This window comes from Streptomyces sannanensis (assembly GCF_039536205.1).
In the GTDB taxonomy this organism is placed as follows: Bacteria; Actinomycetota; Actinomycetes; order Streptomycetales; family Streptomycetaceae; genus Streptomyces; species Streptomyces sannanensis.
Window position 1 is genome coordinate 2498600 of the sequence record NZ_BAAAYL010000001.1, and the last position, 23932, is coordinate 2522531.

Genomic DNA, 23932 nt, shown 5'->3' on the forward strand with positions numbered 1-23932 from the left:
ATGGCCCGGGCACGCAAGGACTTCACCCCCGTCTTCGACACGACCTTCGGTGACCGGGCCCTCCAGGTGGCCCGTGAGGACATCGCGGTGGGACGCTGGCAGGGACCGGCCGAACTGCTGCACGCCACCGGCCCGGAGTGGGACCGCCGCACCTTCCGGGTGCGGATGCTGGCCCAGACCGCGGCCGGCAAGTCGGTCGCCGAGCACTGGCACACCGCCGAGCCGCGCAATCCGGACGCATTGGTGCTGCGTGCCGAGACGGAGGTCATGCGGGCCTTCAATCTCGCCGCGGCCGCCACGGACAGGGGCGGGGTCGATCTGGAGCGGCTCAACGGGGCGGTACGGACCTGTCTGCGTGCCGCCGACGTATCCCCGCAGGACCCGGTGCCCTGGATGTCCCTGGTGTCCGTCGCCCGTCTCTTCCCGGGCGGGCACCAGCAGGCCCAGCGGTGGTGGGAGGAGCTGCTGGCCCGCGACCCGCACAACCGGGAGGCGCACCACCAGGTCCTGCGGTATCTCTCCGCGCGCTGGCACGGTTCGCACGGGGCCATGTACGACTTCGCGCGCAATGTGGTCTCCAGCCTCCCGCCGGGTTCGCACCTCGCCGTGCTGCTGCAGGCGGCGCGGGCCGAGGAGTACCGCTACCGGGCCGAGCAGGAGGGCCCGATGTCACTCACGCTCGTACAGCACTGGAACAACGAGGTGGCGGTGCACGACCTGCACCGCACCTGGGAGCTGTGGATCAGGCAGTGGGACGGCCGCGAGCGGGCGCAGGACGTGGCCGATCTCAACTACCTCCTGCACGCGGCATGCGCGGCGGGCCAGGCCGGGCCGGCGGGCTATCTGTTCGACGTGCTCGGCGAGCGGGCCACCCGGGTGCCGTGGTCGTTCTCCGGCGACCCGGTCTCGGTCATGAGCCGCTTCCGTAAGACGATGCTGCGCTCGCGTCCGGACACGGGCTGAACGACCCCGGGGCGCCGCGTGCCTCGTACCCGGTGTGCGAAGGCGCCCGGAACGCGCCGGTGCGGGGCCGCTCGGGCGGCCCCGCACCTACACGCTGTGTGCCCTTTGTACCGCTAGGGCTGGAAACAGTCGAGCGCCACGTTGTCGATGGGGTCACTGCTGACGAGGTCGCTGCCGCCGTCGCAGTTCACCGCGTCGACGAAGCCGTCCCGGACGTTGATGATGTCGCCGCCGGCCCCGGTGTTCACGGTGTCGGGTCCGCTTCCCGCGTCGAGGATGACCCGGAAGGCCAGCGTCTGGTCCTGCATGTAGCTGTCCGCGAGGTCGCCGAGCGACGCGGTGAACTGGGTCACGGTGGCCCACGAACCGCACGTCGCCGTGGTCGCGGTGACCTGCTGGCAGCCGAATCCGGCGCGGATGCCCGCGGTGTCGGTCACTCTCAGGTTGGTGCCGTCCTTGGTGACGGTGACTCCGTTCGCGTAACCCGGTGCGGCGCCGAAAGCGACGGACGAACCGATGCGGACGATGCTCGAGCCCGGCTGCGCACTGGCCGGCGTGGCGAACGCCAGGGGCAGCGCCACACCCGCCACCGCGGCCGGTACCACCGCGCGCCTCAGGGACCTGCTTGAGATCTTCATGCTCTGCGCCTCTCACGCAACCGACAGGGAGCCGGTCAGCTCCCAGACGCAAGCTAACAGGGGGTGACGTACCATGCACGCCGTGTCGCTACTGCCTTCGGGCGCTCTCAGGTCAGCGCAGCAGCCGTGAGCAGCCCGAACGCCGCCAGGGTGAACAAGGTGCGGATCAGGTGGAAACGGTTCCAGCGTGTCTCGAACGCCGCGCGCGCTGCCCGGTCGTCACCCTCGGTGGCGGCAGCCAGGGCGTTGTTCAGAGGGATGTTCCCGGCGATCGTCACCAGATGGTTGAGCGCCGCGCACACGAGCCCGGCAAGGATCAGCCGGCCCTGGGCGTCCGAACGGCCGTCGACCGGAACGACCAGCGCGACCGCCGGGAAGGCCACCGCTCCCAGGAACAGCAGCAGGAACACGGCCCGTGGCACGAACTCGTTGATGCGGCGCATTGCCGCCACGAACTGAGTGTCCGTCAGCCGTGCCAGCGCGGGCATGATCCCGGTACGGAAGATGAGCATCATTCCGGCGTACAGCCCGGTGGCGAGGACGGCGAGGGCGAGCAGCAAGGTGGCCATGCCGTTCATCCTTGCCGCAAGGTGGGGGCGGCGCCCCCGAATTGGCGCACGACGGCCGCATCCCCCGCACGCACCGGTGCCCCGGCCCGCATGTGCGGACCGGGGCACCGGCTCGTCAGGGCAGACGTCGGATGTCGCGCCGTCAGTGGTTGCGCGGGAAGCCGAGGTCGACGCCGGCCGGGGCCTCGGACGGGTCGGGCCAGCGGGTGGTGACGACCTTGCCGCGGGTGTAGAAGTGCGTGCCGTCGTTGCCGTAGATGTGGTGGTCGCCGAAGAGCGAGTCCTTCCAGCCACCGAAGGAGTGGTAGCCCACCGGCACCGGGATCGGCACGTTCACGCCGACCATGCCGGCCTCGATCTCCATCTGGAAGCGGCGGGCCGCGCCGCCGTCGCGGGTGAAGATCGCGGTGCCGTTGCCGAACGGCGAGGCGTTGATGAGGGCGACACCCTCCTCGTAGGTCTCGGCGCGCAGCACACACAGCACGGGGCCGAAGATCTCGTCCTTGTACGCGTCCGCCGTGGTCGGTACGTGGTCGAGGAGCGAGATACCGATCCAGTGGCCGTCCTCGAAGCCGGCGCCCTCGTAGGTGTACGCCGAACCGTCGAGGACGACGGTCGAGCCCTGGGCGGCTGCGCCGGTGATGTACGAGGCGACCTTGTCGCGGTGGGCCTTGGTGATGAGCGGGCCCATCTCGGAGGTCGGGTCGTCGCCCGGGCCGATCTTGATCTTCTCGGCGCGCTCCTTGATCTTCTGCACCAGCTCGTCGCCGATGGAGCCGACCGCGACGACCGCGGAGATCGCCATGCAGCGCTCACCGGCCGAGCCGTAGGCGGCGGAGACGGCGGCGTCGGCGGCGGCGTCCAGGTCGGCGTCCGGGAGGACCAGCATGTGGTTCTTGGCGCCGCCGAGCGCCTGGACGCGCTTGCCGTTGGCGGAGGCGGTGGTGTGGATGTAGCGGGCGATCGGGGTGGAGCCGACGAAGGAGATCGCGGCCACGTCCGGGTGCTCCAGCAGCCGGTCCACGGCGACCTTGTCGCCCTGGAGGACGTTGAAGACACCGTCCGGGAGACCTGCCTCGGCCAGCAGCTCGGCGATCTTCAGGGAGGCCGACGGGTCCTTCTCGGACGGCTTGAGGACGAAGGTGTTGCCGCACGCGATGGCGATCGGGAACATCCACATCGGAACCATCGCCGGGAAGTTGAACGGCGTGATGCCGGCGACGACACCCAGCGGCTGGCGGATCGCGGCGACGTCGACCCGGCTGGCCACCTGGGTGGACAGCTCGCCCTTCAGCTGGACGGTGATACCGCAGGCCAGGTCGACGATCTCCAGACCGCGGGCGACCTCGCCCAGCGCGTCCGAGTGGACCTTGCCGTGCTCGGCGGTGATCAGCTCGGCGATCTCGTCGCGGTGGGCGTCCAGCAGCGCGCGGAACTTGAACAGGATCGTGGTGCGCTTGGCCAGCGAGGAGGTGCCCCAGGTCTCGTACGCCGCCTTGGCCGCGGCGACGGCCGCGTCCACCTCGTCGACCGAGGCGAGGGCGACCTGGGTGGTGACGGCGCCGGTCGCCGGGTCGGTCACCGGGCCCCAGTTGCCGGACGCGCCTTCGACGGTCTTGCCACCGATCCAGTGGTTGACGGTCTTCATGTCTCGTACTCCTTCAGAGATGGCGGCGTCGGGCTGCGACCTGCCGTTCGTACTCCTCACGCGCCTTGACCGCGGGGATACGGCCCGCGGTCTCGGCTACCGGCACATCCCACCACGCCTGGGCCGTGAGCGCGCCGGACACAGTGTCGGCCGTTTCGGTCTCCACATAGACACATGTGGGAACGTCGGCACGGCGCGCCTCCGTGAGGGCTTCACGCAGGTCACGCACGGTGCGGGCGCGCAGCACCCGCATGCCCAGGGAGGCGGCGTTGGCACCGAGGTCGACGGGCAGCGGCTCACCGGTGTACGTGCCGTCGGGCGCCCGGAACCGGTACGCCGTGCCGAACCGCTCGGCGCCGACGGACTCCGAGAGCCCGCCGATGGAGGCGTATCCGTGGTTCTGGAGAATCACCACCTTGATGGGAATGCCCTCCTGCACGGCGGTGACGATTTCGGTGGGGTTCATGAGGTACGTCCCGTCACCGACCAGCGCCCAGACCGGCCGCCCGGGCGCCGCCAGCCGCACGCCGATGGCGGCCGGGATCTCGTAGCCCATGCAGGAGTAGCCGTACTCGACGTGGTACTGGCGGGGCGACCGGGCCCGCCAGAGCTTGTGCAGGTCCCCGGGGAGCGAACCGGCCGCGTTGATCAGGATGTCGTCCTCGGTGACCAGGGTGTCGAGCACGCCGAGGACCTGCGCCTGGGTGGGGCGGGCCGTCTCGTCGGGGGCGTGGAAGGCCCGGTCGACCAGACCTTCCCAGTACCGCTTGGCCATGCGGTAGCGCTCCTCGTAGCCGGCCGGGACGCGGTGGCCGGCCACCGCCTCGCGCAGGGCCGTAAGGGTCTCGCGGGCATCGCCGACCAGCGGCAGGGCCCCCTGTTTGTGGGCGTCGTACGGGTCGAGGTTGAGGCCGAGGAAGCGGACGCCCGGGTGTTGGAAGAGCGTGCCGGAGGCGGTGGTGAAGTCGGTCAGCCGCGTGCCGACGGCAATGATCAGATCGGCCTCCCTGGCCAGGTCGTCGGCGGTGGCCGTGCCGGTGTGGCCGACGGCTCCCACGTCCGCCGGGTGGTCGTGACGCAGCGAGCCCTTGCCGGCCTGGGTGGACGCCACGGGGATGCCCGTGGCCTCGGCGAAGGCCCGCAGGGCGTCCTCGGCCGCGCTGTGATGGACCCCGCCTCCGGCGATGACCAGGGGGCGTTCGGCGGCCCGTACGGCTTCGGTGGCCGTCCGCAGTTCGCCGGTGTCCGGCCCGGGCCTGCGCACCCTCCACACCCGCTCGGTGAAGAACTCCTCGGGCCAGTCGTACGCCTCGGCCTGGACGTCCTGCGGCAGCGCGAGGGTGACGGCGCCGGTCCGAACCGGGTCGGTGAGCACCCGCGCGGCCTGGAGGGCGGCGGGGATCAGGGCCTCGGGGCGGGTGACGCGGTCGAAGTACCGGGACACGGGCCGCAGGGTGTCGTTGACGGAGTGGTCTCCCGCGTACGGGACTTCGAGCTGCTGGAGCACGGGGTCGGCGGGCCGGGTGGCGAAGACGTCGCCGGGGAGCAGGAGTACGGGCAGCCGGTTGACGGTGGCCAGCGCCGCGCCGGTGACCAGGTTGGTCGCGCCGGGGCCGATGGAAGTGGTGACGGCGTGCGCGGAGAGCCGGTTCGACTGGCGGGCGTAGCCGACGGCCGCGTGGACCATGGCCTGTTCGTTGCGGCCCTGGATGTACGGCATCGCGGGAGTTCCGGAGGGTGGCCCCCCGGAAAGAGCGGGGGCGTGCTCGACGAGTGCCTGGCCGATCCCGGCGACATTGCCATGGCCGAAGATCCCCCAGGTGGCGCTGATCAGCCGATGCCGTTCACCGTCCCGCTCGGTGTACTGGCGGGCCAGGAAGGCGATCAGCGCCTGGGCCACGGTGAGGCGGCGCGTACCGCTCATGGGGTGTCCTCCGGTCCGTGGAGAGGAAGCCGCGGGTCGGCGGGCTGCTCCGGCCAGGTGTCGCGGATCCAGGCGTGGTCGGGATGGTCGCGGATCAGCCACTCCCTGGTCTCACCGGGACCGGCCATGACATTGAGGTAGTACATGTCGTGGCCGGGCGCGGCAATGGACGGGCCGTGCCAGCCGTCCGGGATCAGCACGGCGTCACCCGTACGGACCTCGGCAAGGACGTCCGCGCCGCCGGGCCGGGACGGGGAGACCCGGTGATAGCCGAAGCCGCCCTGCCGCGCGAACTCGAAGTAGTAGATCTCCTCCAGCTCGGACTCCTCGCCCGGCCGGTGCTGGTCGTGTTTGTGCGGCGGGTACGAGGACCAGTTGCCGGCGGGAGTGAGCACCTCGACGGCGATCAGCCGGTCGCACTCGAAGCTGTCGGCGGCGGCGAAGTTGTTGACCTGCCGGGAGCAGCCGCCGGTGCCGCGCAGCTCGACGGGAACCTCCGGCGCGGGGCCGTAGCGAGCCGGGAGTCGTCGCTCGCATCTCGCTCCTGCCAGGGCGAAACGGCCTCCCGCGCCGGAGGTGATCTGTGCGCGGGAGTCGCGCGGTACATAGGCGAAGTCCGTGACCCCGCCGAACACGCTCTCCCGGCCGCGCAGTTCGAAGTGCCGGTCCTGGGTGTGCACGGTACAGCCGCCGGCGAGCGGCAGCACGATCCACTCGCTGTCGCCGGTCATAAAGTCGTACGAGCCATCGGAAGTCAGTTCGAGTACGCGCAGCGCGGTGTAGCCCCAGCCGGCCCGCCCGGGGTCGATGTCCAGGGCGCAGGGGCCGTTCACGGCGCTTCCCGCCGGCAGGTACAGCTTCTCGTTGTCCGCCATGCCCTCTCCCTACCCGCTACAGCAGGGCCTGCTCGACCTCGTCGGGGAACGGCATCGCGGACGAGCAGGCGAGCCGTCCCGCGACGATCGCGCCGGCGGCGTTGGCATACCGCAGGGTGCGCTCCAGCTCCCAGCCCGCCAGCAGCCCATGGCACAGGGCCCCGCCGAACGCGTCCCCGGCGCCCAGCCCATTGACGACCTCGACGGCCACGGGCGGCAGCTCGGCGGTGGTCCCGTCGCGACGCACGGCGAGCACGCCCTTGGGCCCCTGCTTGACGACGGCGAGCTCGACGCCCGCACCGATCAGCGCCCGCGCGGCTGCATACGGCTCCCGCTCGCCGGTCGCGACCTCGCACTCCTCGAGATTCCCGACGGCGACGGTGGCACGGCGCAGGGCCTCGGCGTAGTGGGGCCGCACGTCGCCCGGGCCGGCTCCCCCGACGTTCCAGAGCACCGGCCGCCAGTCGAGGTCGAACACGGTGAACCCGGACCCGGCACGCACCGCGAGCGCCCTCAGCGTCGCCTCCCGGCTGGGCTCGGCGGACAGCCCCGTGCCGGTCATCCAGAAGATCCGCGCGGAACGGATCGCGTCGAGGTCGAGCTCCTCCGGGCGGATCTCCAGGTCCGGGGCCTTCGGGTGCCGGTAGAAGTGGAGGGGGAAGTCGTCCGGCGGAAAGATCTCGCAGAAGGTGACCGGCGTCGGCAGACCCGGCACCCCCGTCACCCAGCGGTCGTCGACACCGAAGGCACGCAGCTCCTGGTGGAGGTAGTCACCGAAGGGGTCGAGGCCGGTGCGGGTGACGACCGCGGTGCGCCGGCCGAGCCGCGCCGCCGCGACGGCGACATTCGCGGCCGACCCTCCGAGGAACTTCCCGAAGGTGTCCACCTGCGCCAACGGGACCCCGGTCCGGAGCGGATAGAGGTCCACCCCGATACGCCCCATGGTGATCAGGTCGTACGCCTCATTGCGCACCATGCACGTCCCCTTCGATGTACGCCGCCTTCGGCCTGCGAGCCCCCAACATCCAGTGCCCCTCCCGGCAACGTCTACCCCGTCGCGAAGCTCCCCCAGCTACCTCCCCCAGCTACCTCTGGGGCTGCCCCCAGGGTGCCCCCAGATGTGCCCCCAGGGGTGCCCCCGGGCACGCACGCTCGCCGCGTCGGCCGAAAACCCGAGGAGCGCTGCTACGAGGGTCTTCGGCCGCCTCGCGATCGCACGCACCGGACGCCGCTCCTCGACGGGCAATCGCTGCCGGTCGCGGCACTGGCCCCCGCTCACCACCGTGTCGACAATTCATCCTTACATTCGGACGAATGCTTGACCTCTTCCCGGGCGGCCGGGAAGCTGACGCCCATGACGCCCCCGTCCCGCATCCGGATCGGCTCCGCCCCCGACTCATGGGGCGTGTGGTTTCCCGAAGACCCGCGGCAAGTCCCCTGGCAGCGCTTCCTCGACGAGGTCGCCGAGGCGGGATACGAGTGGATCGAGCTCGGCCCATACGGTTACCTGCCCACGGATCCGGCCCGGCTCACCGACGAGACGGACAGGCGTGGACTGAAGGTCTCCGCGGGCACGGTGTTCACCGGGCTGCACCACGGGCCGGCCGTCTGGGAGGAAACCTGGGCGCAGGTCTCCCCCGTCGCCTCACTGACCCGGGCCATGGGCGCCGGACATCTGGTCGTCATCCCGTCGTTCTGGCGCGACGACAGGACCGGCGCGGTGCTGGAGGACCGTACGCTCACACCCGCCCAATGGCGCGAGCTGACCACCCAGACCGAGCGGCTCGGCCATGAGGTGCGCGAGCGCTACGGGCTGCGGATCGTCGTCCATCCGCACGCGGACACGCACATCGACAGCGAGGAGAACGTCAACCGCTTCCTGGACGCCACCGACCCGGCCCTGGTCTCGCTCTGCCTGGACACCGGCCACTACGCGTACTGCGGCGGCGACAGCGTCAAGCTCATCGAGACCTATGGCGAACGCATCGGCTATCTGCATCTCAAGCAGGTGGACCCGGGCATCCTCGCCGAAGTCCGCAGGCACGAGGTGCCGTTCGGTCCGGCCGTCGCCCGGGGCGTGATGTGCGAGCCGCCCACCGGGATCCCCGCGCTCGAGCCGGTACTCGCCGCGGCGCAGCGACTGGACGTCGAACTGTTCGCGATCGTCGAGCAGGACATGTACCCGTGCCCGCCCGACAAGCCGCTGCCGATCGCCCGCCGCACCCGGCAGCTCCTGAACGGATACGGCCTGCGCTCCTGCGGGCCCCGCTGACCGGGGAGTTTGCGGCCCGTACTTCGCGCTCGTCACAAACGTCTCCGTCCCGTCACACTTGTCTCCGTCACGCGGGTCTTCCGTCACAGCCGTGCGACAGCACACCTCGACCCTCACTCTCCGTCGTTCACCGGACACAGGCTGTGTGATCGTCAGTGCGGCTCCGCAGTCCCCCCGCCGGCCCCCGGCCGGCGCTGCGGAGCGCGCAGGGAGGTGTCACCGATGACCGACCGCGGACTCTGGTCGTACCAGGAGATCGCTGCCCACATCCGCGTACAGGCGGCCACCGTCCGCTCCTACCGCAAGCACGGCCTGCTGCCCGAGCCCGACCTGGTCGAGGCGGGCAAGCCGTACTGGTACGCGGACACGATCCGGGCCTGGGTGGCCCGCCGTCCCGGCAACCGCGGTCACCGGGGCCCGTGAGCGGGGCGTCGTCGGCGACGCCCCGCTCGGGGACTCCGGGCGCGGCGTCGTCCGCGACGCCCCGCTCACGCGGACTCCGGGCGCGGCGTCGTCCGCGACGCCCCGCTCACGGGGACTCCGGGCATTCAATACCCCTCGGGGGTACAGTGGGACGTATCACCAGCCCCTCGACGAGGAGAACGCCATGACCGCCACAACCGTCACCACCGTCTACCAGGTCAGCGGCATGACCTGCGGCCACTGCGAGGGTGCCGTCACCGCCGAGCTCTCCGAGCTCCCCGGGGTGTCCTCGGTCAAGGCCGTGGCCTCCACCGGCCAGGTGACCGTCGTCTCCGAGGCGGCGCTGGACGAGGCCACCGTACGCGCCGCGGTCGACGAGGCCGGCTACGAACTCGTCGACAAGGCCTGACGTCTGCCATGACCGGCACCGCACCCGGGACCCCGGCCGCAACCACCGGAACCTCCCGAGTCGAGCTCTCCATCGGCGGGATGACCTGCGCCTCCTGCGCGGCCCGTATCGAGAGGAAGCTGAACCGCATGGCCGGCGTGACCGCCACGGTGAACTTCGCCACCGAGAAGGCCCGCGTCGACTACGCCGACGGCACCGCGGTCTCGGATCTGATCGCGCTGGTCGAGAAGACGGGCTACACCGCCGAGCCGTTCGTACCGCCACCGGTCCCGGACCGCCCCGCGGCGGGCACGACGGCGCCGGCGGCGGGCGGGCCGAGGGCCGGGACCCGGCCCCCGAAACCGGCCGTGCCGCCCGACGGCACGGCGCGGCCGGCGCCCGCCGATGCGCGGGCCGCGGCCGACGAGCGGGCCCGCGGCGCGCTCGCCGCGCTGCGGCAACGGGTGACGGTGTGCGCCGTGCTCGCCGCACCCGTGGTCGTACTCGCCATGGTGCCCTCGCTGCAGTTCGACAACTGGCAGTGGCTCTCGCTGACCCTCGCCGCGCCGGTCGCGGTCTGGGGCGCGCTCCCCTTCCACCGTGCCGCCTGGACCAATCTCCGGCACGGCGCGGCCACCATGGACACCCTGGTGTCGGTCGGCACACTCGCCGCCTTCGGCTGGTCGCTGTGGGCGCTGTTCTTCGGGCACGCGGGCATGCCCGGTATGCGGCACAGCTTCGAGCTCACCCTCTCGCGCACCGAGGGAACCTCGACGATCTATCTCGAGGTCGCCGCGGGCGTGGTGACGTTCATCCTGCTCGGCCGCTACCTGGAGGCACGCTCCAAGCGCCGGGCGGGCGCCGCGCTCCGGGCGCTGATGGAGCTCGGCGCCAAGGACGTCGCGGTCCTTCGCGACAACACCGAGGTGCGCGTTCCCGTCACCGAACTCTCCGTCGGCGACCGGTTCGTCGTACGCCCCGGGGAGAAGATCGCCACGGACGGCACCGTCGTCGAGGGTGTCTCGGCCGTGGACGCGTCGATGCTCACCGGCGAGTCCGTGCCCGTGGACGTGACCGCGGGGGACACCGTCGCCGGTGCCACCGTGAACACCGCCGGGCGGCTGGTCGTCGAGGCGGCCCGGGTCGGCGCCGACACACAGCTCGCCCGGATGGCCCAGCTGGTGGAGGACGCGCAGAACGGCAAGGCCGAGGTGCAGCGTCTGGCCGACCGGATTTCGGCGGTCTTCGTGCCCGCCGTGATGCTGATCGCGCTCGGCACGCTGGCCGGCTGGCTGCTCGTCACCGGCAACGCGACCGCCGCCTTCACGGCCGCCGTCGCCGTGCTGGTCATCGCCTGCCCGTGCGCGCTGGGCCTGGCCACTCCGACCGCGCTGATGGTCGGTACGGGCAGGGGTGCCCAGCTCGGCATCCTCATCAAGGGCCCCGAGGTACTGGAGTCGACCCGCCGGATCGACACGATCGTGCTGGACAAGACCGGTACGGTCACCACCGGCCGGATGACGCTGCTCGACGTCCATGTCGCGGAGGGCGAGGACGAGAAACAGGTGCTGCGCCTCGCCGGCGCCCTGGAGCACGCCTCCGAGCACCCCGTCGCCCAGGCCGTCGCCACCGCCGCCGCCGAGCAGGCGGGCCCGCTGCCCGTGCCGGAGGACTTCGCCGGAGTTCCCGGACTCGGTGTGCAGGGCGTCGTCGAGGGCCACGCGGTGCTCGTCGGCCGAGAGAAGCTGCTCGCGAACGCCGGAGTGGTGCTGCCGGCCACCCTGGCGGCCACCCTGGCCGAGGCCGAGGCGGCGGGACGTACGGCGGTCACGGTCGCCTGGGACGGCGAGGCACGGGCTGTCCTCACCGTGGCCGACGCGGTCAAGACCACCAGCGCCGAGGCGGTGGAACGGCTGCGCGGCCTGGGTCTCACGCCGGTGCTGCTGACCGGCGACAACAAGGCCGTCGCCGAGTCGGTCGCCCGGGAGACGGGCATCGACGAGGTGATCGCCGAGGTGCTGCCGCAGGACAAGGTGGACGTCGTCAAGAAGCTCCAGGCCGAGGGCCGTACGGTCGCCATGGTCGGCGACGGCGTCAACGACGCCGCCGCGCTGGCCCAGGCCGACCTGGGGCTCGCGATGGGCACGGGCACGGACGCGGCGATCGAGGCCGGCGACCTGACGCTCGTACGGGGCGACCTCCGGGTGGCCGCGGACGCCATCCGGCTGTCCCGCCGCACACTGGCCACGATCAAGGGCAATCTCTTCTGGGCCTTCGGCTACAACGTGGCCGCGCTGCCGCTCGCCGCGGCCGGCCTGCTCAATCCGATGATCGCCGGATTCGCGATGGCGGCCTCTTCCCTCTTCGTGGTCACCAACAGCCTGCGGCTGCGGACCTTCACATAGCCCACACAAAGAGACCTAGATCACAGGAATTTTGGGGTAACCATCCTCGGAACCTGGGAGTCTAAGAGGGCGATGCCACGGATGTCTTGGGGGACGTCCATGGAATGTCTTGGGGGACGTTCCAGGCAAGCGTTGGCCGGGGCACGTGCACCGGGGAGCTTTGAGCGGCCCTCCCGTGCTACGTACCCCGGCAGTCAGCGCCCGCAGACGCCCGGCCCGGATCCCGTGGGGGGAATCCGCGCTCGGGATATGGGAAGCGCCCCGACCGTCGACCCGTGGGGGGATCGGCGGGGGGGCGCTTCTCTCTATCGAGCGGAGCTCCTGTCCGAGGCCGGACGGCTCAGCGGGCCTCGACCGGAACAAAGTCACGCTCGACCACACCCGTGACCGTGTCGGCCCGGGGGACGCCCCCCGGCCCCCCGGCACTCACTCAGCGGGCCTCGACCGGAACAAAGTCACGCTCGACCACACCCGTGACCGTGTCGGCCCGGGGGACGCCCCCCGGACCCCCGGCACTCACTCAGCGGGCCTCGACCGGAACGAAGTCACGCTCGACCACACCCGTGACCGTGTCGGCCCGGGGGACGCCCCCCGGACCCCCGGCACTCACTCAGCGGGCCTCGACCGGAACGAAGTCACGCTCGACCACACCCGTGTAGATCTGGCGCGGGCGGCCGATACGGGAACCCGGCTCCTTGATCATCTCGTGCCACTGGGCGATCCAGCCGGGGAGACGGCCGAGCGCGAACAGCACGGTGAACATCTCGGTCGGGAAGCCCATGGCCCGGTAGATCAGGCCGGTGTAGAAGTCGACGTTCGGGTAGAGGTTCCGCGAGACGAAGTAGTCGTCGGAGAGCGCGTGCTCCTCCAGCTTCAGCGCGATGTCCAGCAGCTCGTCGGACTTGCCGAGGGCCGAGAGGACATCGTGCGCCGCCGCCTTGATGATCTTCGCCCGGGGGTCGAAGCTCTTGTAGACGCGGTGGCCGAAGCCCATCAGGCGGACGCCGTCCTCCTTGTTCTTCACCTTGCGGATGAAGGCGTCGACATCGCCGCCGTTGGCCTGGATGCCCTCGAGCATCTCCAGCACCGACTGGTTGGCACCGCCGTGCAGAGGGCCCCACAGGGCGCTGATGCCGGCCGAGATCGAGGCGAACATGTTCGCCTGCGAGGAGCCCACCAGACGCACGGTGGAGGTCGAACAGTTCTGCTCGTGGTCCGCGTGCAGGATCAGCAGCTTGTCGAGCGCCGCGACGACGACCGGGTCGAGCTCGTACTCCTGCGCCGGGACCGAGAAGGTCATCCGCAGGAAGTTCTCGACGTACCCGAGGTCGTTGCGCGGGTAGACGAAGGGGTGACCGATCGACTTCTTGTAGGCGTACGCCGCGATCGTCGGCAGCTTGGCGATCAGCCGGATCGTCGACAGGTAGCGCTGCTTCTCGTCGAACGGGTTGTGGCTGTCCTGGTAGAAGGTGGACAGCGCGCTGACCACGGAGGACAGCATGGCCATCGGGTGGGCGTCGCGCGGGAAGCCGTCGAAGAACCGCTTGACGTCCTCGTGCAGCAGGGTGTGCTGCGTGATGTCGTTCTTGAACCCGGCGAGCTGGTCGACCGTGGGAAGCTCACCGTTGATCAGCAAGTAGGCCACCTCGAGGAAGGTGGAACGCTCCGCCAGCTGCTCGATCGGGTAACCGCGGTAGCGCAGGATGCCCTGTTCGCCGTCGAGATAGGTGATCGCGGATTTATACGCGGCGGTGTTGCCGTAACCGCTGTCCAGAGTCACCAGACCGGTCTGGGCGCGGAGCTTCCCGATGTCGAAGCCCTTGTCGCCGACGGTGCTGTCGACCACCGGGTAGGTGTACTCGCCGTCGCCGTACCGCAGTACTACAGAGTTGTCGCTCACGTCTTCCCTCACCGACGTAGTGCCTCATCTTCGAGGTGCCCTGACTGTCTCTACCATCCCCCATTTGGCTCAGGAGAGTGCACTCGGGGTCGGCCATTAGACCTATCGGCGGCACTCAGTGCCGTCAACCTGCACATCCTGCCCCCTTCGCCCCGGTTCAGGAAAGTCCCCGGTGATCTTTCCCGCCGCCTTGGGGTCCCCCCTGCTCATGGGGGTCCCCCCGCTCGAGCGAAGCCGAGGGTGGGGGAGAAGCCGAGAGCTTGGGGGGAACTCCGGAGAGCCGGTGAGCCAGCGCCGTACAGCGCTTACCCGCTGATCCAGTGCGCACCGCCTGGCCTATGGCCTTGCGGGAGCCGACCAGCACAACGAGCTTCTTGGCTCGCGTGACGGCCGTGTACAGCAGGTTCCGCTGGAGCATCATCCAGGCGCCGGTGGTGACGGGGATCACCACAGCCGGATACTCGCTGCCCTGCGAGCGATGAATGGTCACGGCGTAGGCATGTGCCAACTCGTCCAGCTCGTCGAAGTCGTACGGCACCTCCTCGTCCTCGTCCGTCAGCACCGTCAGACGCTGATCGACCAGGTCGAGCGAGGTGACCACGCCCACGGTGCCGTTGAAGACGCCGTTCTTGCCCTTGTCGTAATTGTTGCGAATCTGCGTGACCTTGTCGCCCACGCGGAAGACCCGGCCGCCGAACCTCTTCTCCTGAAGGTCCGGGCGGGCGGGGGTGATCGCCTGCTGAAGCAGTCCGTTGAGGGTGCCCGCGCCCGCCGGGCCGCGGTGCATGGGGGCCAGCACCTGGACGTCCCGCCGCGGATCGAGCCCGAACTTGGCCGGAAGTCGTCGCGCCGCCACATCCACGGCGAGCCGCCCGGCCTCCTCCGTGTCGTCCTCCACGAAGAGGAAGAAGTCGTTCAGCCCCTGGGTGATCGGCGGCACCCCGGAGTTGATCCGGTGCGCGTTCGTGACCACGCCGGACTGCTGGGCCTGCCGGAAAATCCGGGTGAGCCGGACGTTCGGCACCGGACCGCCGTCCGCGAGCAGATCCCGCAGCACCTCGCCCGCGCCGACCGAGGGCAGCTGGTCCACATCCCCCACCATCAGCAGATGGGCACCCGGCGCCACGGCCTTGACCAGTTTGTTCGCCAGCAGGAGATCGAGCATCGACGCCTCGTCCACGACGACGAGATCGGCGTCCAGCGGCCGGTCCCGGTCGTATGCCGCGTCACCGCCCGGCTTGAGCTCCAGCAGCCGGTGCACGGTGGACGCCTCGGCGCCGGTCAGCTCGGCCAGCCGCTTGGCCGCCCGGCCGGTGGGTGCGGCCAGCACCACCTTGGCCTTCTTGGCCCGGGCCAGCTCGACCACGGACCGCACGGTGAAGGACTTTCCGCAGCCCGGGCCGCCGGTCAGCACGGCGACCTTGCTGGTGAGCGCCAGCCTGACCGCCTGCTCCTGCTCCGGGGCGAGCGAGGCACCGGTACGGTCCGCGAGCCAGGCCAGCGCCTTGTCCCAGGCCACGTCCTGGAACGCCGGCATCCGGTCGTCGTCCGTCCGCAGCAGTCGCTGCACCTGAGCCGCGAGCGAGATCTCGGCACGGTGGAACGGCACCAGGTACACGGCGGTGACCGGCTCCCCGCCGTCCGGGCCCGGCACCCGCTCCCGTACGACTCCCTCCTCGTCCGCGAGTTCGGCGAGGCAGTCGATGACCAGGCCGGTGTCCACCTGGAGCAGCTTCACCGAGTCGGCGATCAGCCGCTCCTCGGGCAGGAAGCAGTGCCCCTGGTCCGTCGACTGCGACAGCGCGTACTGCAGTCCCGCCTTGACCCGGTCCGGGCTGTCGTGCGGAATGCCCACCGCCTGCGCGATCCGGTCCGCGGTGAGGAAGCCGATGCCCCAGACATCGGCGGCCAGCCGGTACGGCTCGTTCTTCACCACCGAGATCGAGGCGTCGCCGTACTGCTTGTAGATGCGCACGGCGATCGATGTCGACACCCCCACCCCCTGGAGGAAGACCATGACCTCCTTGATGGCCTTCTGCTCCTCCCAGGCCGCGCCGATCAGCTTCGTCCGCTTCGGGCCGAGGCCCGGCACCTCGATCAGCCGCTTCGGCTCCCGCTCGATCACCTCCAGCGTGTCGAGGCCGAAGTGCTCCACGATCCGCTCGGCGATCCTCGGCCCGATGCCCTTGATCAGACCGGAGCCGAGGTAGCGGCGTATGCCCTGGATGGTGGCCGGCAGCAGAGTCGTGTAGTTCTCCACGGTGAACTGCTTGCCGTACTGCGGATGGGAGCCCCAGCGGCCCTCCATCCGCAGCGACTCCCCCGGCTGCGCGCCGAGCAACGAGCCGACCACCGTGAGGAGATCAGCGGCGCCACGCCCCGTATCCACCCGGGCGACGGTGTACCCGTTCTCCTCATTGGCATAGGTGATCCGCTCCAGGACACCAGTGACTTCACAAAGCCCTGGACGGCTCGGCTCGCTCACGTCACCACCCCCGCGTGACGTGGGTCACGTTTGTTTGGTGATGTGGGATCCGCTCCAGGACCCCTTCGACCACCGACAGACTGGACATGCCCCGACGCTACCGCCCGGGTCCGACAGTGCGGCCGGCCTGGGGGGAACATCAAGGAGGCCCGGTCTTTCGACCGGGCCCCTCAACTCCCCTCCCACTTCATCGGGGCTTCCCGATCCCCCCAGATCCCCCTCCCGGAAGCCCCGACGCCATGTACGACCACCGTCACCCCGGAAGGGTTGTACGGTCGCGGGCAGTTATTTTGCAGGTTGTTCTTCCGGGATCCCGGTATGCCGCGGGAAGCGGGCGAGCGTCACCTCCAGGACCTCCAGTCCGTCCGCGCCCACAGCCCCTCGTGGAACAACTCCACCTCGACCGGGCCGTCGTACCCCGCCGCCGTCACCGGCTCGCACCAGGCCCGCAGATCGATCGCGCCGTCGCCGAGCCGGCCCCGTCCGTGGCTGGGCGGCGAGAAGCCCGCCGCCACCCATGCCGCGCTCACCCCGCACCTCGGCTGTGTCCAGGTCAAGGACATCGCCTCGGCCGGCGACCTGACCCCGCTGCCGCTCGGCACGGGCGTACTGCCGCTCGCCGAGTGCCTGGCCGCGCTCAGCCCCGGGGGCCGGCTGTGCCGGGAGTACGAGAAGCGCCGGCATCCTCGGGCCGCGGGCCTGCCTCCGCTGCTGACGCCGGGCCGGGAGTACCTGGAGCGGCTGCTCGCGGGGCTCGCGCGAGCGAGGTGAGCGCCACACCGCCGACAAGCAGGACGGCGGCGCACCAGCGCAGCGGACTGACGGCCTCGCCGAGCAGCAGCGCGGCCGACGACATCCCGAACACGGGCACCAGCAGGGTGAACGGCGCCACAGTGGAGGCCGGGTAGCGGCGCAGCAGGAAGCCCCAGGCGCCGAAGCCGAAGACGGTGGAGATCCAGGCGACGTAGACCAGAGCTCCCGCGCCCGACCAGTCCAGCCCGGCCAGCGCCCGCGCGTCCCGCTCGGGCCCCTCGAAGAGCAGCGAGAGCGCGAGCAGCGGCAGTACGGGCACGGTACTGACCCACACCATGAAGTTGAGCGCGTCGGGCGGGGCGGCCTTGCGGGTCAGCACATTCGACACGCCCCAGCACGCCGCCGCCGCGACGACCAGCGCGAAGCCGAGAACGGGCCCGCCCAGCCCCTCGTCCACGGCCGCGACCGCGATGCCGACGAGGGCGACGGCCATGCCCAGCAGCCTGACCCGGCCGGGGCGTTCGTCGAGCACGACGGCCGCGACGAGGGCCGTGAAGACGGCCTGGATCTGGAGGACCAGGGAGGACAGTCCGGCCGGCATGCCCTGGTCCATGCCGATGAAGAGCAGCCCGAACTTGGCGACGCCGAGCGCGGCCCCCACGCCCAGGATCCATCGCCATGCCACCTTCGGGCGCCCCACGAAGAACACGGCGGGCAGCGCCGCGACGACGAAACGCAGAGCGGAGAACAGCAGCGGCGGGAAGTGGTCGAGGCCGACCTCGACGACGACGAAGTTGACTCCCCAGACGGCCGCGACGACCACGGCGAGGGCAATGTGTGTGGGACGCATGGACTGAGCATCGGGGCCAGGGACCATGTAGCACCAGCGCGGAGTTCTTCATGGTTGGATTGAGCAACACTTAAGAATGGAGGAGGCCGAGTGCTCGATCTGGCCCGGCTGCGCGCCCTGCACGCCGTATCCGTCCACGGTTCCGTCGCCGGCGCGGCCACCGCGCTCGGCTACACCCCGTCCGCCGTGTCGCAGCAGATCGCCAAGCTGGAGCGGGAGACCCGCACCACGCTGCTGGAACGCCGGGGCCGGGGCATCGCGCTCACCGAGGAGGCGCAGCATCTGGCCGCCACGGCCCAGGAGTTGCTCGCCATCGTGGAGCGCGCCGAGACCGCCCTGGAGGAGCGCAGGGGACTGCCGACCGGCCGGCTGACGATCGCCGCGTTCCCGTCGGCGGCGCGTGGACTGCTGCCGGGCGTACTGGCCGAGCTGGCGGTCCGTCATCCGTCCCTGGACACCCGGATGACGGAGGCCGACCCGCATCGGTCGGGCGATCTGGTGGCCAAGGGAGTGGTCGATCTGGCGGTCACCCACGACTGGGACATCGCGCCGCTGCCCTTGCCGGAGGGGGTCCAGCAGGCGGTGATCGGCGACGACCCGTGCGATGTGCTGGTACCGGAAGGACATCCGCTGGCGGCGCGTGACTTTGTACGGCGGGAGGATCTCGCCCACGAGCGCTGGATCACCCAGCCACCGGGGACCGTCTGCCACGACTGGCTGATGCGGACGCTGCGTTCCGCCGGGTACGAGCCGGACATCGCCCACCGGGCCGCGGAGAACCACACCCAGGTCGCGCTGGTGGCCGCGGGCCTGGGAGTCGCCCTGGTCCCCCGGCTCGGCCGGGGGCCGCTGCCGCCGGGCGTGTCGGCGGTGCGGCTGGCCCCGGTGCCGGTGCGCCGGCTGTACGCGTTGTGGCGTGCCGGGGCGGCACGCCGCCCGGCGATCCTGGAGGCGGTACGCACGCTCCAGGCGCACTTCTGAGCACGGAGCCGACGAGGGAACCGCCACCGGCGCTTCGGAGGGGGGCGCGCCGGTGGCGGTGTGCTGCCGGCCGCGGGCGGCAGGAGAGGGGAGTCAGCGTTCGCAGCCAGCAGCGAGAGCCGACACCGCCGACGGAGACTCTCCGGCAGCACGTCCCTTTGACGGACCGGCCCCCGAGTTGGTTCCCGTGAAAAGAACGCCTCCCGCGGCGGCAACCCTGCGCGGGCCCCCTTGACCGGCAATTACTTTCCGGATATCCGTGACTCCTTGGCAGTTTCCTTCAGCCCGGAAGGAGCGCACGTGCACCACCGCACCTCCAGACGCACCCTTCTCACCGCCACCGCCGCCCTGGCCGTCGCGGCCGCCACCGGAACGGCCTCCCGCACCGCCATGGCCGCCGAGGGCCGGGACGCCCTGCTCCAGCAGCTCATCGACCGGATGAGCCTGGAGGAGAAGGTCGGCCAGCTCTTCGTCATGCGGGTGTACGGACACTCCGCGACCGCCCCCGACCAGGCCGACATCGACGCCAACCTCGGCGAGATCGGCGTCCGCACCGCCGCCGAGCTGATCGCGAAGTACCACGTCGGCGGCATCATCTACTTCGCCTGGGCGCACAACACCCGTGACCCGCACCAGATCGCCGACCTTTCCAACGGCATCCAGCGGGCCGGACTGGCCCAGCCCACCCCCGTCCCGCTCCTGATCTCCACGGACCAGGAGCACGGCATAGTGGCCCGTGTGGGCAAGCCCGCCACCCTGATGCCGGGCGCCATGGCGCTCGGGGCCGGGGCATCGCGCGCGGACGCCCGCGAGGCGGCCAGGATCGCGGGCACCGAGCTCGCCGCGATGGGCATCACCCAGAACTACGCCCCGGTCGCCGACGTCAACGTCAACCCGGCCAACCCCGTCATCGGCGTACGGTCCTTCGGCGCCGACCCGCAGGCCGTGGCGGCCCTGGTCGCGGCCCAGGTGCAGGGGTACCAGCTCGCCGGCGTCGCGGCGACGTCCAAGCACTTCCCGGGGCACGGCGACACGGCCACCGACAGCCACTACGGCCTTCCGATGATCACCCACACCGCCGAGCAGTGGGAGCGGCTGGACGCCCCACCCTTCCGGGCGGCGATCGACGTGGGCATCGAGTCGATCATGACCGCGCACATCGTGGTCCCGGCCCTCGACCCGAGCGAGGACCCGGCCACCCTCTCCCGGCCGATCCTCACCGGCATCCTGCGCGAGCGCCTCGGCTACGACGGCGTGGTCGTCACCGACTCGCTCGGTATGGCGGGCGTGCGCCAGAAGTACGGCGACGACCGGGTGCCGGTGCTCGCCCTCAAGGCCGGCTGCGACCAGCTGCTGAACCCGCCCAGCCTGGACATCGCCTGGAACGCCGTCCTCCGGGCCGTCAGGACGGGCGAGCTCAGCGAAGCGCGGCTCGATCAGTCGATCCTGCGCATTCTGCGGCTCAAGACGAAACTCGGCCTGTTCCGCGACCCGTACGTCAGCCACGGGGGCGTGGACCGCGCGGTGGGCAAGCCCTCCCATCTCGCCGCCGCCGACAAGATCGCCGAGCGGACCACCACCCTGCTCGCCAACGACGGCGGCCTGCTGCCGCTCAGCGCGAGCGCACAGCCCGAACTGCTGGTCGTGGGCGCCGACCCGGCGTCCCCCTCCGGCACCACCGGTCCGCCCACGACCGTGCTCGCCGGCGCTCTCGGCGAACTCGGCTTCAGGGCCACCGCCCTGTCCACGGGCATCACCCCGACCCGGGCGAGGATCGACGCGGCGGTGGCGGCGGCCGCCGGCAAGGACGCGGTGATCGTGGCGACGTACAACGTCTCCGCGACCAGCCCGCAGCGCACCCTGGTCGCCGAACTCGCCGCGACCGGAGTCCCGGTCGTCACGGTCGCCATCCGCAATCCGTACGACATCGCCTGGATCTGGGGGTCCCCCCGGACGGACTCCGGGGGAGGCCGGCGCGCGGCTCTCGCCACGTACTCCTGGACCGATGTGGAACTGCGCGCCGCGGCCCGGGTGATCGCCGGGAAGGCCGCACCGCGGGGCGCACTGCCGGTTCCGGTGCAGCGGGCCGACGACCCGGCGCGGATTCTTCACCCGATCGGGTACGGCCTGCGGTACTAGACGTGGACAGGCCCGGAGCGTCACGCTTGTCGGACGTGTCGGGGGTGGGGGGTCACCATGCGTCGGTACCGATTGCCGGGGGTGTTGTGTGTCTGCGTCCTGCTGCTCGCCTCGCTGGCCGCCTGCCAGCGGGGCGAGCCGCGGGCCGCCGGCACGGCGGCGAGCGAGAACCCCCTCACGCCCACCGGATACGGGCTGACCTTCCTGGGCGTGAACGAATGCAGTGCGAGGGGCAGCGAGCACCGCGAGGTGCCGTGCACGAGCGAGAAGGCGGCGGCCCGGGTGCTGGCCCGCTACGACGGCACCCCGCCGGACACCTCGCCCTGCCCGCCCACCACCGACTTCGTGCTCCACATCTCCGAACGCCGCCCCTCCCTCGACGAGAACGGCGACGGGGCGGTGCCCCGCGGCTATGCCTGCATGCGCAACCTGGAACCGCCGCACCCCGGCGACCCGGGCATGGGCGGAGGTCCGCACACGATCGTCGGCGACTGCGTGTACAGCTCCCGCAAGGGAGAGGTGAAGGAGACCGCCTGCGACGGCTCCGGCCCGAAGGCCCCGCAGTTCAAGGTGGCGAGCGCGGTGGCCACACGGTCGCAGTGCCCGCCCTCCACGGCGTTGTACGTCCAGCTGGGCGGGGAAAAGCCCGTGGGCTGCGCCCGCCGCGTCTGAACGGCGGGCGCAGCCCACGGATGTGACGGAGAAGCGGCTACGGGCGCATCCGCAGCTCGCGCGCGTCCAGCTTGTCGAGCTTGGCGTCGTGCTTCGCCAGCGGCTTCGCGTTGGACGGGTCGGCCTTGACGGCTGCCGGGGCGACGCCCGCCCACTCCAGGATCCTGGCGGTCGCGAAGGCCTTCTCGTCGTCGGGCAGACCGGCGACGCGGGCACCGTGGTTGGCGCCGGGCACGGTGTAGATGTACGAGTCGACGGTGTGCTTGCCGAGGTGGAAGCGCTCCGAGCCCCACGGGTCGTTCTGGCCGTAGACGTACATCATGTGGTTCGCGTTGTTGCGGACCCAGATGTCCACGTCACGCATCGCCGAGGGGTCGAACTTCATCGGGATGTCGCTCGGCACGAAGTTGCGCGACGGCTGGTAGCCGTAGCGGGTCAGGCCGTCCAGGTGCGGCTGCTTGATGGTGGGCCAGCCCAGCTGGGTGCTGGCCTGGTAGTAGTACGGCGTGTAGGGCTCCAGGCCCTGGTCGGTGTAGGCGCTCCAGCCGGAGATCTCCTCGATGGTCTCGAAGAGCTGCTCGTCGGTGGTGTCCTTGTCGACCGCCGGGACCAGGGTGAAGCAATCGGACTCGAGCCGGGTCTGCCAGAAGCCCCAGACGAAGTCGAGGACCACGGCCTCGAAGGCCTTGTCCAGGCTGCCGATGGTGTTGAAGGTGGAGCCGTCCTTGTCGGCGTACTCCTTGTACATCGGCTCGAGCTTGTCGCGGCGCGTGAGCGCCTCCGTCTGCACCGCGTTCAGCCGGTCGCGGCACTCCTTGGTGCCGACGTTGGCGAAGAAGTCGTCGTACGCCGAGTCTTCCTTGTTCAGGACGTCGTTGGGCGCGACGTAGGCGACCACGCCGTCCATGTCCTTCGGGTAGAAGCGCTCGTAGTACGTGGCGGTCATACCGCCCTTGGAGCCGCCGGTGGAGATCCAGTTCTTGCTGTAGATCTTCTTCAGCGCCGTGTAAATGCGGTGCTGGTCGCTGGCGGCCTGCCAGATGTCCAGCTTGGACCAGTCGGCCGGGGCGGGCCGGGACGGAGTGAAGAAGCGGTACTCCATCGACACCTGGTTGCCGTCGACGATCTGGGTGGGCTCGCGGCGTCCGGGGGTGGTGGAGACGTTGTAGCCGCCGGTGTAGAAGACCGTCGGGCGGCTGGTGTCCTTGTGCAGCAAGGTGATCCGCTGCTCGAAGGTGCCCTTGGACGGGTCCCGGTGGTCGACCGGCTGGGTGTAGTTGAGGACGAAGAACCGGTAACCGGCGTACGGCTTCTCCTCGATGAGGCTCATTCCCGGGATCGCGAGAATGCGGTCCTTGATGTCGGTGGTCGCGGCCTGCTCCGCAGTCGCGGCCTGCTCCGCGGTGGTGGCCGCCTCGGCCGTTGCTCCGGCCGCCGTCACCGTGCCGGTCAGCACGGCCATGGACAGCAGCCATCCGAGCGACTTGCGCATATACCCTCCCCTGGATCACAGCAGACGCCGTGAACCTAACCGGGGGAACACCGGTACCGCCAGACCCGGTTGGCAACGATTGTCACGTTGTCGGACCGTCAGCAGAGGATCCATCCCGTGCCGGCCCGTCGGCCGGACACCGAACCCTCGGCGAGCACACAGCGGCTCAGCGCGTGGACCGTGACCGGTCCGGCCTGACGGGTGTAACGACCGCTGTCCACCGCGGGACGGCCGCCGCGCGCCCGGATGCTGACGGACATCGGCCGCCGCGCTCCCGGGGACTTGGCGACGGTGACGGCACAGGCGTACTGGCGGCTCTTGTAGACGTGGAGCTCTCCCGTCGCGAAGACGACGGTCTTCACCTTGCGACCCGAACAGGTCGAGGCGGCCGCCGCGCTGGGCGCACCGGGGCCCACGACGGACAGGGCGGTCGTCGTCAGCACGGCCAGCCCGGCCATCAGCCGCCTGCGCCACGCACCATCGAACACACGCACCTCCCGCGACCCCATGAACGTACAAGCGTACGGACGCAGGGTGCGGCCTGGTTGGTTGCCG

General features: G+C 70.8%; 19 protein-coding genes and 1 pseudogene. 9 read left to right on the plus strand and 11 right to left on the minus strand.

What is annotated here, in order from left to right; translation table 11 throughout:
• Positions 1-963 (plus strand): tetratricopeptide repeat protein, encoded by a 963-nt coding sequence (locus ABD858_RS11760; protein WP_345036337.1) that lies wholly within the window; start codon positions 1-3, stop codon positions 961-963.
• 113 nt (positions 964-1076) lie between these two features.
• Here ABD858_RS11760 and ABD858_RS11765 read toward each other — a convergent pair whose 3' ends face one another.
• The 6 genes from ABD858_RS11765 to iolC all read right to left on the minus strand — a co-directional run bounded on the left by ABD858_RS11765 (position 1077) and on the right by iolC (position 7593).
• Positions 1077-1601: a hypothetical protein gene (locus tag ABD858_RS11765; RefSeq protein WP_345036339.1), complete on the minus strand. Its 525-nt coding sequence runs from the start codon at positions 1599-1601 to the stop codon at positions 1077-1079.
• Between the two features lie 107 nt (positions 1602-1708).
• Entirely contained in the window at positions 1709-2170 is a 462-nt protein-coding gene (locus ABD858_RS11770) for an anthrone oxygenase family protein (RefSeq protein ID WP_345036341.1), read from the minus strand.
• Between the two features lie 142 nt (positions 2171-2312).
• Positions 2313-3818 (minus strand): CoA-acylating methylmalonate-semialdehyde dehydrogenase, encoded by a 1506-nt coding sequence (gene mmsA / locus ABD858_RS11775; RefSeq protein ID WP_345036344.1) that lies wholly within the window; start codon positions 3816-3818, stop codon positions 2313-2315.
• 13 nt (positions 3819-3831) lie between these two features.
• Positions 3832-5742, minus strand: a complete 1911-nt coding sequence (iolD, locus tag ABD858_RS11780; RefSeq protein ID WP_345036346.1) for a 3D-(3,5/4)-trihydroxycyclohexane-1,2-dione acylhydrolase (decyclizing) — start codon at positions 5740-5742, stop codon at positions 3832-3834.
• Positions 5739-6617, minus strand: coding sequence for a 5-deoxy-glucuronate isomerase (iolB, locus tag ABD858_RS11785; protein ID WP_345036349.1), 879 nt, complete (start codon positions 6615-6617; stop codon positions 5739-5741). Before iolB ends, iolD begins: the two co-directional genes overlap by 4 nt.
• A 16-nt stretch (positions 6618-6633) precedes the next feature.
• The gene (gene iolC, locus ABD858_RS11790; RefSeq protein WP_345036351.1) at positions 6634-7593 is read right to left on the minus strand and encodes a 5-dehydro-2-deoxygluconokinase; all 960 of its coding nucleotides are present in this window, start codon (positions 7591-7593) and stop codon (positions 6634-6636) included.
• A gap of 369 nt (positions 7594-7962) precedes the next feature.
• Between iolC and ABD858_RS11795 the strand changes: the two genes are divergently transcribed.
• The 4 genes from ABD858_RS11795 (at position 7963) to ABD858_RS11810 (ending at position 12105) form a co-directional block, all read left to right on the plus strand.
• Positions 7963-8889, plus strand: coding sequence for a sugar phosphate isomerase/epimerase family protein (locus tag ABD858_RS11795; protein WP_425586318.1), 927 nt, complete (start codon positions 7963-7965; stop codon positions 8887-8889).
• 222 nt (positions 8890-9111) lie between these two features.
• Positions 9112-9312: a helix-turn-helix transcriptional regulator gene (locus ABD858_RS11800; RefSeq protein ID WP_345036355.1), complete on the plus strand. Its 201-nt coding sequence runs from the start codon at positions 9112-9114 to the stop codon at positions 9310-9312.
• A gap of 184 nt (positions 9313-9496) precedes the next feature.
• On the plus strand, positions 9497-9721 hold the full coding sequence (locus tag ABD858_RS11805; protein ID WP_345036358.1) for a heavy-metal-associated domain-containing protein: 225 nt from the start codon (positions 9497-9499) through the stop codon (positions 9719-9721).
• 8 nt (positions 9722-9729) lie between these two features.
• Positions 9730-12105, plus strand: a complete 2376-nt coding sequence (locus tag ABD858_RS11810) for a heavy metal translocating P-type ATPase (protein ID WP_345036360.1) — start codon at positions 9730-9732, stop codon at positions 12103-12105.
• 610 nt (positions 12106-12715) lie between these two features.
• Here ABD858_RS11810 and ABD858_RS11815 read toward each other — a convergent pair.
• Both ABD858_RS11815 and recD2 read right to left on the minus strand, forming a co-directional pair.
• Positions 12716-14005, minus strand: a complete 1290-nt coding sequence (locus ABD858_RS11815) for a citrate synthase (RefSeq protein WP_345036362.1) — start codon at positions 14003-14005, stop codon at positions 12716-12718.
• A gap of 157 nt (positions 14006-14162) precedes the next feature.
• Complete coding sequence (gene recD2 / locus ABD858_RS11820) at positions 14163-16490, minus strand: SF1B family DNA helicase RecD2 (RefSeq protein WP_345036364.1); 2328 nt, start codon at positions 16488-16490, stop codon at positions 14163-14165.
• A 486-nt stretch (positions 16491-16976) separates the two neighbouring features.
• Between recD2 and ABD858_RS11830 the strand changes: the two are divergent.
• A pseudogene (locus tag ABD858_RS11830) lies at positions 16977-17237 on the plus strand (sugar phosphate isomerase/epimerase); the annotation flags it as partial.
• On the opposite strand, the gene ABD858_RS11835 reads toward ABD858_RS11830, so the two are convergent.
• A complete protein-coding gene (locus ABD858_RS11835) occupies positions 17128-18093 on the minus strand; it encodes an EamA family transporter (RefSeq protein WP_345036366.1) in 966 nt (321 codons plus the stop codon). The pseudogene ABD858_RS11830 and the gene ABD858_RS11835 sit on opposite strands and share 110 nt — an antisense overlap.
• A gap of 90 nt (positions 18094-18183) precedes the next feature.
• Between ABD858_RS11835 and ABD858_RS11840 the strand changes: the two genes are divergently transcribed.
• The 3 genes from ABD858_RS11840 to ABD858_RS11850 all read left to right on the plus strand — a co-directional run bounded on the left by ABD858_RS11840 (position 18184) and on the right by ABD858_RS11850 (position 21885).
• Positions 18184-19074, plus strand: coding sequence for a LysR family transcriptional regulator (locus ABD858_RS11840; protein WP_345036368.1), 891 nt, complete (start codon positions 18184-18186; stop codon positions 19072-19074).
• Between the two features lie 300 nt (positions 19075-19374).
• Positions 19375-21213: a glycoside hydrolase family 3 protein gene (locus ABD858_RS11845; RefSeq protein ID WP_345036370.1), complete on the plus strand. Its 1839-nt coding sequence runs from the start codon at positions 19375-19377 to the stop codon at positions 21211-21213.
• Between the two features lie 57 nt (positions 21214-21270).
• Positions 21271-21885, plus strand: a complete 615-nt coding sequence (locus ABD858_RS11850; RefSeq protein WP_345036373.1) for a hypothetical protein — start codon at positions 21271-21273, stop codon at positions 21883-21885.
• Between the two features lie 37 nt (positions 21886-21922).
• Here the strand turns inward: ABD858_RS11850 and ABD858_RS11855 are convergent, their stop codons facing one another.
• Together ABD858_RS11855 and ABD858_RS11860 are read right to left on the minus strand one after the other, a co-directional pair.
• Positions 21923-23377 carry a S28 family serine protease gene (locus ABD858_RS11855; protein ID WP_345036375.1) on the minus strand — a complete coding sequence of 485 codons (1455 nt, stop codon included), beginning with the start codon at positions 23375-23377 and terminating at the stop codon, positions 21923-21925.
• 98 nt (positions 23378-23475) lie between these two features.
• Entirely contained in the window at positions 23476-23886 is a 411-nt protein-coding gene (locus tag ABD858_RS11860) for a hypothetical protein (protein WP_425586187.1), read from the minus strand.
• Positions 23887-23932: the final 46 nt, after the last annotated feature.

What these genes read in the sequence shown, in the direction of transcription:
- ABD858_RS11760 (WP_345036337.1), top strand. Translation starts at nt 1, where the DNA reads ATGGCCCGGGCACGCAAGGACTTCACCCCCGTCTTCGACACGACCTTC.
- ABD858_RS11765 (WP_345036339.1), bottom strand. Translation starts at nt 1,601, where the DNA reads ATGAAGATCTCAAGCAGGTCCCTGAGGCGCGCGGTGGTACCGGCCGCG.
- ABD858_RS11770 (WP_345036341.1), bottom strand. Translation starts at nt 2,170, where the DNA reads ATGGCCACCTTGCTGCTCGCCCTCGCCGTCCTCGCCACCGGGCTGTAC.
- mmsA (WP_345036344.1), bottom strand. Translation starts at nt 3,818, where the DNA reads ATGAAGACCGTCAACCACTGGATCGGTGGCAAGACCGTCGAAGGCGCG.
- iolD (WP_345036346.1), bottom strand. Translation starts at nt 5,742, where the DNA reads ATGAGCGGTACGCGCCGCCTCACCGTGGCCCAGGCGCTGATCGCCTTC.
- iolB (WP_345036349.1), bottom strand. Translation starts at nt 6,617, where the DNA reads ATGGCGGACAACGAGAAGCTGTACCTGCCGGCGGGAAGCGCCGTGAAC.
- iolC (WP_345036351.1), bottom strand. Translation starts at nt 7,593, where the DNA reads ATGGTGCGCAATGAGGCGTACGACCTGATCACCATGGGGCGTATCGGG.
- ABD858_RS11800 (WP_345036355.1), top strand. Translation starts at nt 9,112, where the DNA reads ATGACCGACCGCGGACTCTGGTCGTACCAGGAGATCGCTGCCCACATC.
- ABD858_RS11805 (WP_345036358.1), top strand. Translation starts at nt 9,497, where the DNA reads ATGACCGCCACAACCGTCACCACCGTCTACCAGGTCAGCGGCATGACC.
- ABD858_RS11810 (WP_345036360.1), top strand. Translation starts at nt 9,730, where the DNA reads ATGACCGGCACCGCACCCGGGACCCCGGCCGCAACCACCGGAACCTCC.
- ABD858_RS11835 (WP_345036366.1), bottom strand. Translation starts at nt 18,093, where the DNA reads ATGCGTCCCACACACATTGCCCTCGCCGTGGTCGTCGCGGCCGTCTGG.
- ABD858_RS11850 (WP_345036373.1), top strand. Translation starts at nt 21,271, where the DNA reads ATGCGTCGGTACCGATTGCCGGGGGTGTTGTGTGTCTGCGTCCTGCTG.
- ABD858_RS11855 (WP_345036375.1), bottom strand. Translation starts at nt 23,377, where the DNA reads ATGCGCAAGTCGCTCGGATGGCTGCTGTCCATGGCCGTGCTGACCGGC.
- ABD858_RS11860 (WP_425586187.1), bottom strand. Translation starts at nt 23,886, where the DNA reads ATGGGGTCGCGGGAGGTGCGTGTGTTCGATGGTGCGTGGCGCAGGCGG.